The sequence below is a fragment of the Halovibrio sp. HP20-59 genome (genome assembly GCF_033052795.2).
In the GTDB taxonomy this organism is placed as follows: Bacteria; Pseudomonadota; Gammaproteobacteria; order Pseudomonadales; family Halomonadaceae; genus Vreelandella.
Genome location: NZ_JAWJUW020000024.1, coordinates 26726 through 37805 on the forward strand (window position 1 = coordinate 26726; position 11080 = coordinate 37805).

Consider the following 11080-nt stretch of genomic DNA (forward strand, 5'->3'; position numbering starts at 1 on the left):
CCTCCTTATCTTAACGGCTGGGCTGCTCAGGCAACTGCTCGGGCAGCAGGTGAGCAAAGCGGTCAAGGGCAACAAACGCCTGCAGCTCTTTTTCCGGCCGTTGGCTATCGGGCTGCTTGATGCCCAACAAATGCTTAATACCAAACTCACGAGCACTCTCTAGCACTCGAGCGTTGTCGTCGATAAACAGCGTGCGGGCAGGATCAAAGGCCTCGATATCCTGTAGTGCAAACCAGAACGCCTGCTCTTCTTTCGCGGCCCCCACGTCCTCGGAAGACACAATTGCATCCAAGTAATCCTCCAAGCCGGTGAGCGGCAATTTCAGCGCGAGACTGGCGCGATCCGCGTTGGTGGCAAGAATCACGCGCGGGTGGGCCTGCTTAAGCCATTTAAGAAAATCCAGCGCGTCGCTACGCAACCCAATCAGGTGCTGTACTTCGCGTTTCAGGGCCACGATATCTACCCCAAGCTCGCGGCTCCAGTAGGCTAGGCTGTACCAGTTCAAGGTACCCTGCTCACCCATAATCCGCTCGCGCAGCGCTTCCTGGGATGCTTGGTCCAATTGGTGCAACTCACGGTAACGCCGCGGCAAATGCTCCAGCCAAAAATGGCTATCGAAGTGTAAATCCAGCAGCGTGCCATCCATATCCAATAGGACGGTGTCTATCTCGCGCCAATCAATCATCGCCGCTCCGGTCGCATTAAGTAGTAAGCGTGCTATTGTAGCTTAACCGCCTTTTACCAGCCATGGAGGCAGACGTTTATGTCCACCCCGCCGACGTTTAACCCCCTTGAAGCCAAGCGCGATGGTGTTGCTGGCTACTTGCGTAAACCGCAAATTTTATCGCGTGAGTGCGTAGCGCAAAGTCGCTTATTTCAGGTCGAATCATTAGCACTACGTTTTTCCAACGGTGAAGAGCGTCAGTTTGAGCGTTTAACCGGCGCTGACCGTGGTGCTGTGATGATTGTCGCCATGCCAGACCCCGAACACGTGCTGCTTATTCGTGAATATGCCGCCGGGTTCGAGGATTACGTGCTGACCCTGCCCAAGGGACTTGTCGACCCCGGTGAAGACATTATCACCGCGGCCAACCGTGAATTGATGGAAGAGTGTGGCTTTGGGGCCCATTGTATTGAACCGCTAGTCGAGCTTTCGTTGGCGCCTAACTATATGCGCCACCGTATGCAGGTGCTGCTAGCGACCGACCTTTACCCTAAACGCCTGCCAGGCGATGAACCCGAGCCATTAATTGTGGAAACCCATTCACTGGAAGAGCTCCCGGCGCTGTTAATGCGCGATGATTTTCATGAAGGCCGAGCCATCGCTGCCCTTTATATTGCCAGGGACAGAATGCGAGAAGCGATGCGCAATAGCACGGCGGACTTACTCTGAGGTGATAACGGAAAGCTTTCCTTATGCCATTGTGGCCGTTTGCCTGATGTCCTTGCGAGGAGCGCGGCGACGCGGCAATCTCGGTGGGCAGTGGCAAGCAACCCCAAGATCGCCGCGCTTCGCTCGCGATGACCCTCCCCATGTCCTTGCGAGGAGCGCAGCGACGCGGCAATCTCGGTTAGCGGTGGCAAACAACCCCGAGATCGCCACACTTCGTTCGCGATGACCCACTGTATGTCCTTGCGAGGAGCGTAGCGACGCGGCAATCTTAACCAGCGGTGGCACCACAACCCCGAGAGCGCCGCGCTTCGCTCGCTATGACAAGAGGGCATGTGTTCGTAACGACATTAATAGGGCGCTAGCTCTTGCCACTCAGGATTAAGCGAATCAACCAGAGCGTTTTTACGTTGACGTGAACCTGCTTTAAGCTGCTTCTCACGTCGTATAGCATCTTCTATGCTATTAGACTGTTCTAGCCATACCAGTTTATGACAACGGTACTTTGAGGCGAATCCTGGCGTTAAACCCTGACGATGCTCATAAAGCCTACGTTCTAAGTTGTTTGTAACACCTATATAAAGGACGCGGTGAGTACGGTTAGTCAGCATGTAAACATAATAAAGATTGTTTGCCGTCGACATGGCTTGCTCCGCGTCAATGTTTTTTTTAATTTTACTTCATTTTATTCGCAATAACCCCCCAATGTTATAGCGAGGAGCGCTTCCCCTCCCCATGTCGCTGCGAGGAACGCAGCGACGCGGCAATCTCGGTTGGCGGTGGCAAACAACCCCAAGATCGCCGCGCTTCGCTCGCGATGACCCTCCCCATGTCCTTGCGAGGAGCGCAGCGACGCGGCAATCTCGGTTGGCGGTGGCAAGCAACCCCGAGATTGCCGTGCTTCGCTCGCGATGACCCACTACCTGTCCTTGCGAGGAGCGCAGCGACGCGGCAATCCCGGTGGGCGGTGGCAAACAACCCTGAGATCGCCGCGCTTCGCTCGCGATGACATGCGGAAAATTGCCCGCGATATCATGTATATTTAAAGGCGGTTCTTCAGCATTATCCAACGCCGTTGGCGGTGGCTATCCAGTCCCGCTTCTAGTAACGCCATTGAGCGCAGGGCGTCGTCTACGCTAACGGGTAGCGGTGCCTTATCACGGATGGCGGTCGCTACTCCCTGGTAGTAAGCCAGATAGTCCCCCGGCAAGGTTGCCTGCTGGCGTTGCACCAGCGAGGCGTTCTCACCCTCGCCTTCGCGCAGTGTTAACGTACCGTGCTGCGTGTCCTCTCCCCACTGCGGTGCGGGTGTTTCGCCTGCTTTTAGGCGGTCTTCCTGTGGGTCTAAGCCATATTTGATGTAGCTACCTTGGGTGCCATGCAACCGAAAGCGTGGTGTCGGTTCGGCTATCAGCGTGCCCGCCGACAAGCTAACGCGAAAGCTTTCGTAGTCGAGCAGCGCCAGGAAGTCATCGTCGGCTTCAGCGCCGTCTCGGCGAGTGCCCAATTCGAGCAGAATCGCTTGGGGCATGCCAAACAGTTCGCAGGCTTGATCCAGCAAATGCGGCCCCAGATCAAACCAGATACCGCCTCCTAGCGTCGCTTTTTCACGCCAGCGGTCGCGCACTTCCGGCCGAAAGCGATCAAAACGCGATTCAACGTTGACCACTCGCCCTAGCGTCCCCGCCTCAAGCAGTGCCTTAATGGTCAAGAAGTCGCTATCCCAACGGCGGTTATGAAACACCGACAGCAAACACTTTTTGTCATCCGCCAGCTTTTTGAGCAGTTTCCCCTCTGACAACGTGACCGTGAAGGGTTTATCGACCACCACGTGCTTGCCCGCCGACAGGGCCGCTTTAGCGAGAGAAAAGTGAGTGTCGTTAGGGGTAGGAATAACGATCAGGTCGATATCACTGCGCTGACACAGCGCCAGCGCTTGAGCTTCCACCTCTACATTGGGCAGCGATGCCTGCACCTTGGCGGCATCGCTTGAAGACACTGCGACTAAATCCAAGCCTTGGGTGGCTCGAATCAGCGGCGCGTGGAAGGTTTGACTAGCGAAACCGTAACCTATTAATCCAACGTTTATTATTGCCTGCATTGCATTCCTTCAAATTGATAACAGCGACGTATGGCTAAGTAAGTATGCATACGTACTTATGGGTAAGTTTAGCCGCATCAATCAAGTTTCTTAAAGGGATGCAGCTCAGTTTAAAACGTTTCCCACTCCTCTTGAGCTGGCTGGGCAGAGGATGGCGACGATTGTTTGACTTGGGGAGACGTTAGCACCTGAGGCGCTGCAACCGCTAATGAATCGAGCCCGGCTAGCTTGAGCAAACGCCCACGCGTGGTTTCACTGCTCTCCTCTGCTGCGCCCTCTAAGCGGAAGGCGGCAATCACATTGGCAAGCCCCAAGGCTTCACGGGTAAGGTTCTGGGCGGCGCTGGAAATCGACTGTACCTTGGTGGCGTTCTGCTGGGTGACGTGATCCATCTCCGCAACGGCGGTATTGATTTGGGCGATACCACTGCTCTGTTCATCGGAGGCGGTGCTGATCTCTTCCATGATGTCGCTAACTTTCATCACCTGGGTGACAACCTGTTCGATAGCGGCTTCGGCTTCTTTGACTGCGTCTGCGCCACCGCTGATTTCCTGGGAAGACGTATCGATTAAGCGGCGAATTTCCCCAGCGGCCTCAGCGCTGCGCCCCGCCAAATTGCGTACTTCATTGGCCACTACGGCAAAACCACGCCCCTGCTCGCCTGCTCGCGCGGCTTCTACCGACGCATTGAGGGCTAGGATATTGGTTTGGAAAGCAATACCGTCGATCACGCTAATGATATCAGTCATCTTCTCGGCGCTGGCGGCAATGCGCTCCATGCGCTCGACTAGCGCCTGCATACGCTCGCCGGTTTCACGGCTCGTGGTCGCATTTTGCATGGCCAGCTGATTGGCTTGACGAGCGTTTTCGCTGTTTTGCTGCACGGTTGCGGTCATTTGATCCATGCTAGAGGCAGTTTGCTGCAACGAAGACGCCTGCTGCTCGGTGCGCGACGCCAAGTCTTCATTCTGCTGCTTGATATGTTCAGACGCTGGGGTGACGATATCAACTTTATTACCCACTTCGGTGATTAACCCCGACAGGCTAGCGCGCATCGTCTCTAGCGAACTTAGCAGCTCGCCCAGCTCGTCGTTGCGCCTTAAGGTCACTCGGTTGGCAAGGTTCCCTGCGGCGATTTGAAAAGTCACCCGGCGCGCCTCGTTAAGCGACTTAATCAGCGATTTCAGTACCGCTACGCTTAATCCCACCATTAATACAATACCCAGCAGCAGCACGGCCAATTGGCCGTAAAGCAGCACTTTTTGCTGCTGCTCAGCATTTTCCATCAGCGTATGCGCGGCGGCGCGCTCCTGATCCACCAATATATTGATCGTGGCACTTATATTTTCAGAGGCGGGCTGCATGCTGTCATTAAAGGCTTCAAAGGCAGCAAAGCCTTCGCCATCGCGGATAGCCGCCAGGGTAGTGTCAGCACTGTTAATAAAGGTAGTCAGGCTTGCAGCCAGCGCCTCCTGGTCACTCCCCGTTTCACGCTGCGCAGCATAGTCCTGCCACGACTGCTCAATGTCCGCGCTCATGGCAGATAATTGCGTTTTAAGCATGTCGAGATCCGCTCGCCGTGGACTGCGCACTGCAGGTTCGAGCACCTGGATCGCTTGGCTAACGCGTTGGTCAATCTGCTGGAGATCGCTGATCCCTTCAAGCCCGGTTTGATTGAGGGTGCGTAACCGCTCAGCGGAGCTGGTTAAACCATAAACCCCTGCTGCCCCCGCCATCACCAATAAGATGATAGACGCTGACACCATCCCGATTAATTTGGCCTGGATGCTACTAAAACTAAAGCGCTTAGCCCAACCACGCACCCCCGTGCGACGTAATGCACCATAATGAAGCTTAAAGCCACGTGTTTTGCCCTGTTGCATAGCATTGTACGCACGCTCCGCGCGTGCAATCGCAGCCGCTGACGCTTTTCGACGGATAGACGTGTAACCTGCCACGCGCTCGCCATCGAGTAGCGGTGCAATGGTGGTATCTACCCAATACGCCTCCCCGCTTTGGCGGCGATTTTTGATCAGTCCTTGCCAGGTTTTCCCAGCCTCGATGGTTTCCCACAGGTTTTGAAAAACGGCGGCTGGCATCGTCGGGTGGCGGAACAAACGATGAGGTTGGCCCATTATTTCTTCTAGCGAGTAGCCGCTTACCTCCACAAACGTTTGGTTGACGTAAGTGATTCGCCCCTGAAGGTCAGAGCGTGAAATCAGCACGTCATCATCGGCTAATTCATAAAAAGCGGATGCTGTGTGTTCGGCATTATGCATTTGAACTCCCTACTTTTAATGAAGGCTTGCGCCATGGTTCGACTTAGTGGCTCCCCCTGCACTAAGCCTTTTCAATTAGAGGTAATGCATGAAATATGCCACCGCAAGGGTGGCATATGATTAGTTCTAAATCAGGTACCTAGCAGCATCATTGTCTGCTAAGCTAGAATTCCTCCCACTGGTCAGCGTTAGGTTTCCCTGAGGCTGGCTTAGCAGATTGTTCGGCAGGGGCGGGTAAGCCGCGAGTTGCTTTGCTGAGGGCCTGATTGGCGCGTTGTAATTTTGCCCGCGCGTCTTTGATGTTTTCATCCTGAGCACCTTCCAATCGAAACGCATCGACTACGTTGGCAAGCTCAAAGGCTTCAAGCGAGAGATTGTCGGCAGAGGCCGCTATCGACTGCACCTTAGTGGCGTTCTGCTGGGTGACATGGTCCATCTCAGCCACCGCCGAATTAATCTGGCCAATACCGCTGCTCTGCTCAGTAGAAGCCGTGCTAATGGCGGCCATTAGCTCGCTGACGCGCTCTACCTGTTGTGAAACCTCTTCAATCGCGCGCTCCGCTTGCTCAACCGCGCTACGGCCGCCGCTGACTTCCTGGGTGGTGGTATCAATCATCTTACGAATTTCTTGGGCAGCATCGGCGCTGCGGCCTGCTAAATTGCGCACCTCGCTGGCGACGACCGCAAACCCGCGGCCATGTTCGCCGGCGCGAGCAGCCTCAACCGAGGCATTGAGTGCTAAGATATTGGTTTGAAAAGCGATACCGTCAATCAAGCTGATCATTTCGGTCATCTTTTCAGCACTCTGGGCAATACGCTGCATGCGCTCCACCAGCTGCTGCATTTGCTGCCCGGTGTCCCGGGTGCTCACCGCGTTTTGCGCCGCCAGATCGGTCGCCTGGCGGGCATTCTCGGTATTCTGCTGCACCGTTGAGGTCATTTCTTCCATGCTCGATGCCGTTTGCTGGAGCGACGATGCCTGCTGCTCAGTACGCGAAGCAAGCTCCTCATTTTCAGCGGCAATCTGCTGGATGGCTGGCGTGACGACCGAAACACGGCTTTCTACGTCGCCTACGATAGTGGAAAGGCTAAAGCGCATGGTGTCCAGCGAATACAGCAGTTCGCCTAGCTCATCGTTGGTTTGACGCCGCTCGCGAGCAGCTAAGTTACCGGAAGCGATTTGAAAGGTGATGTAGCGCGCGCCAGACAGGCTTCGAAACACGGATTTCAAAATCAACACGCTTAAGCCAATCATCACGCAAAAACCCACCGCCAGTAACACCAGCTGCGCTATCAGCATCGTTTGACGGCCACCTTGCGCCTGCGTGACTAACGCGTCGGCATCGGCGCGAACTTGCTTGACCAGTTCGCTATTCATCTCGCGCAGCGACTGAGCGGTTGGCACCACGATGTCATTAAACGCCTCAAACGCCGCAAACCCATTGCCGCTTTGAATAGCCTCAAAGGTAGCGCTTACACCTTCTCTCCAGGTTGCGAACGAATTATCAAAGGCCTGAGTAGCCTCGGTGGCGAGCACGTCACCTTGATAGTAAGCCCCCCATAGCGCTTGAGCGGTGCCGAGATTCTGATCAATTTCCGCGCTGACAGCGTCTAAATCGGCTTGACGCGGGTTGCGCACGACAGGCTCTAGCACGCCTACCGTTTGACCAATGTGGCGCTCTATTTGTTGAAGGGTGGCCACATCTTCTAACCCTGAACGATTGAGTGTTTCCAGCCGCTCGCCTGAAACCACCAAGCCATAAACGCCCAGTCCGCCAGCTAGGCTAAGCAGCAGCAACGACGCCAGGACCATACTGATGAGCTTGGCTTTCAGGCTGGTCAACTGGAAACGCGACAACATGCCGATGAGGCCTTTGCGGCGCAGCGTACCTTGCGCAAGTTTATAGTGGCGTGACTTCCCCTTCTCGCGAATCTCAGCGTAGATTTTTTCCGCCCGGGCAACGGCTTTTGCAGACGCTTTGCGGCGAACCGATGTAAACCCCACGAGACGTTCGCCGTCTCTTAAAGAAGCAACGGTGGCATGTACCCAATAATGATCACCATTTTTACGCCGGTTTTTGACCACCCCTTGCCATGTCGCCCCCGCTTGAATCGTTTTCCAGAAGTCCGCATAGGCGGCTTCTGGCATATCGGGATGGCGAAGCAAGCTGTGAGGTGCGCCTATTAGCTCATCACGTGAGTAACCGCTGACCTCGACAAACGTGGGGTTCGCGTAGGTGACATTACCCTTTAAATCTGAGCGAGAGATAAGGACCGCTTCATCACTCAGGACATACTCACGTTGGGTCACAGGCTGATTGTTGCGCATTAAGGCTCCGAAGATTAGATATTCTTAATTCTTATTAAAATACGCACTATTATCGCTTTTACTTCAGTTTGCAAACCAGTGAACAAATATAAAAAAACGCCGTACTTTCGCACGACGCTTTTAAAAGGGTTATAAAAGAAAAGGGCTATAGCAAAGGGCTATCAACGACCAAAAACAACCGCTGCCACGTCACGGTAGCGTTTGGCAAAGTGCACCGTCATCCCGTCTTTAAGGTAGTCCGGCAGCTCTTCGTAATCACGCTGATTAGCATCGGGCAGGATCAATTCAAAGATATCGCTGCGCCGCGCGGCAATCACCTTCTCGCGAATACCGCCAACGGGCAGTACTTGACCCGTCAACGTTAGCTCGCCGGTCATCGCCAGGGGGCGGTCAATGGCATGATGCTTAGCCAATGACAGCAACGCAGTGGTCATGGTGACACCGGCCGAAGGGCCGTCTTTGGGCGTGGCACCTTCGGGTACGTGCAGGTGCACAAACGCCGAGTCAAAGAAATCCGCATCGGCGCCATACTCTTGCAGGTGGCCCAGGGTATAGCTGTAGGCGATATTGGCCGACTCCTGCATCACTTCGCCCAGCTTGCCTGTCAGCTTGAAACCGCGATCCAGCGAGTGCACTTTGCCCGCTTCGATAGGCAGCGTTGCCCCGCCCATTGAGGTCCACGCCAGGCCGGTTACCACCCCTTCGCCGGTGAGTACTTTTTCCTTGCGGAAAATCGGTGCGCCCAAAAACTCTTCCAAATTTTTGACCGAAATTTTAACCGTTTCAGGCTCTTCTTCGAGTAGCTTAACGGCCGATTTACGCACAATACGATGCAGCTGTTTCTCTAACTGACGCACCCCGGCTTCACGGGCATAGCCTTCTATCACCTGTTTCAAGGCCGCATCGGACAAACTGATACGTTTTTTCGTCAGGTTGTCGCGCTTGAGTAGTTTCGGCCATAGGTGGTGCTTGGCAATCGCCACTTTCTCTTCGGCGATATAACCCGAAAGACGAATCTGCTCCATGCGGTCAAGCAGTGCGCCAGGGATCGAATCAAGGGTGTTGGCAGTGCATAAGAACAACACCTTGGAGAGATCCATGCGCACGTCTAGATAGTGGTCGAGAAAGTCGACATTCTGCTCAGGGTCGAGCACTTCCAGCAGCGCCGAGGCCGGGTCGCCCTGGAAAGATTGCCCCAGTTTGTCAATCTCATCCAGCATGATAACGGGGTTCTCGACTTCGACCTCTTTAAAGGCTTGCACCAACTTACCGGGCATAGCGCCCACATAGGTACGCCGATGGCCTTTAATTTCTGCCTCATCGCGCATACCGCCCACTGAGAAGCGGTAAAACTGACGCCCCAGCGCCTCGGCAATAGAGCGCCCAATCGAGGTTTTACCCACCCCTGGCGGGCCGACCAACAGCACAATCGAGCCACCTACGTCGCCTTTAAACTTGCCCTCGGCCAGAAACTCGATAATGCGTTCTTTGACGTCTGTCAGGCCGTCGTGATCACGGTCGAGCACTTTGCGGGCATGGGGTAGGTCCAGCTGGTCCTGGCTGGTGACCCCCCAGGGCAGCGAGGTTAACCAATCGAGGTAATTACGCGTGGTGCCGTACTCGGGTGAGCCGGTTTCCAGTACGCTGAGCTTATTCAGCTCATCGTCTATACGCGTCTGCACGCGCTCGGGCACGACCAGCGATTCCAGCCGTGCTTTAAAGGTATCAACGTCATTCTCGCGATCATCTTTGGAAATACCTAGCTCGCGCTGAATTACTTTAAGCTGCTCGCGCAAGAAGAATTCGCGCTGGCGATCCTGCATCTGAGCGTTCACCTGCTCGCTGATCTCGCCCTGCAGCAGCGCCACATCAATCTCTTTACGCAACAGCGGCAGCACTTTCTGCATGCGCTCTTCCACCGACAGCGTGGCCAGTACATCCTGCAGCTCGGGGCCTTTTGCAGAGGTAATCGCTGCAGCAAAGTCGGTCAACGGCCCCGGCTGATGCGGACTAAAGCGGTTGAGGTAGTGCTTAAGCTCTTCGCCATACAGCGGATTGATCGGCAGTAGCTCTTTAATACCGTTAATAATCGCCATGGCGTAGGCGCGGGTTTCTTCGTTTTCCGCGTCAACCGGCTCTTTAGGGTAAGTCACTTCAACAAGGTAGGGCGGCTCTTTAGACAGCCAGCGGGTAATTTTAAAGCGCTGAATACCCTGGGCTATAAACTGGATCTGCTCGTCTTCGCCCTTGAGCTTATGCACTTTGACGGCGGTGCCAATCTCGGGAAAGCCTTCGTGGTCCAACGAGGTGACGCCCTGCTCACCCACAAAGGCAACGCCCAAGGTATGGTGGGGCGTATTACCCACGCGGCGCATGGTTTCTTCCCAGCGCTCCCGGTTAATCACCAAGGGTTGTACCTGGGCAGGGAAAAACGGACGGTTATGAATAGGCAGTAAATAAATGCGCTCTGGGAGCATTTCACTGGCAGGCACTAACGAATTTACCCGTTCGCCATCTGAGCGGAAATCTTCATTGCTGCTCTCTTCTGCGTCGTGGGTTTCGTTCGTTGTCGATGACTCTTCCTCGTCGCTTTGCCAGCCTAGGTGTTCACCATCGTGGTCGTAATCCTGGTCGCTCATGCATCCTCCAATGAACCGATACCGGCGGTGGTAACCGCCAAGTGTTGTCCATGGAATGCGGGCAGTGTGCTGAAACTTCAACCCTTGGGGAGGTTTGATAACAAAACGCGAGGTCCTTTTGGCACTGTCAGGAACCTGCTTTGACATATGTCCTTGCGAGGAGCGCAGCGACGCGACAATCTTAACCAGCGGCGGCAAACACCCCGAGATCGCCGCGCTTTGCTCGCGATGACAAAAACAGCCAAAACCGAGATCGCCGCGCTTCGCTCGCGATGACAGAATCTAACCCGGAGATCGCCACGCTTCGTTCGCGATGACATGAGCAAAGCCGCTCGCCATGAC

At 54.8% G+C, this 11080-nt stretch carries 7 protein-coding genes; 1 reads left to right on the forward strand and 6 read right to left on the reverse strand.

The genetic code is table 11. The features are described 5' to 3' along the window. Nucleotides 1-10: 10 nt before the first annotated feature. Nucleotides 11-685 carry a GMP/IMP nucleotidase gene (gene yrfG, locus RZA33_RS17910; protein WP_317509072.1) on the reverse strand — a complete coding sequence of 225 codons (675 nt, stop codon included), beginning with the start codon at nt 683-685 and terminating at the stop codon, nt 11-13. 78 nt (nt 686-763) lie between these two features. Between yrfG and nudE the strand changes: the two genes are divergently transcribed. Further along, complete coding sequence (gene nudE / locus RZA33_RS17915; RefSeq protein ID WP_317509073.1) at nt 764-1393, forward strand: ADP compounds hydrolase NudE; 630 nt, start codon at nt 764-766, stop codon at nt 1391-1393. Nucleotides 1394-1740: 347 nt separating this feature from the next. Here the strand turns inward: nudE and RZA33_RS17920 are convergent, their stop codons facing one another. The 5 genes from RZA33_RS17920 to lon all read right to left on the reverse strand — a co-directional run bounded on the left by RZA33_RS17920 (nt 1741) and on the right by lon (nt 10738). Further along, nucleotides 1741-2034 (reverse strand): GIY-YIG nuclease family protein, encoded by a 294-nt coding sequence (locus RZA33_RS17920; RefSeq protein WP_317509074.1) that lies wholly within the window; start codon nt 2032-2034, stop codon nt 1741-1743. Between the two features lie 398 nt (nt 2035-2432). Continuing rightward, nucleotides 2433-3491 carry an oxidoreductase gene (locus RZA33_RS17925; protein WP_317509075.1) on the reverse strand — a complete coding sequence of 353 codons (1059 nt, stop codon included), beginning with the start codon at nt 3489-3491 and terminating at the stop codon, nt 2433-2435. Nucleotides 3492-3601: 110 nt separating this feature from the next. After that, complete coding sequence (locus RZA33_RS17930) at nt 3602-5770, reverse strand: methyl-accepting chemotaxis protein (RefSeq protein ID WP_317509076.1); 2169 nt, start codon at nt 5768-5770, stop codon at nt 3602-3604. Between the two features lie 163 nt (nt 5771-5933). After that, the gene (locus RZA33_RS17935; RefSeq protein WP_317509077.1) at nt 5934-8099 is read right to left on the reverse strand and encodes a methyl-accepting chemotaxis protein; all 2166 of its coding nucleotides are present in this window, start codon (nt 8097-8099) and stop codon (nt 5934-5936) included. A 161-nt stretch (nt 8100-8260) separates the two neighbouring features. Continuing rightward, nucleotides 8261-10738 (reverse strand): endopeptidase La, encoded by a 2478-nt coding sequence (lon, locus tag RZA33_RS17940; protein WP_317509078.1) that lies wholly within the window; start codon nt 10736-10738, stop codon nt 8261-8263. Nucleotides 10739-11080 lie beyond the last annotated feature (342 nt).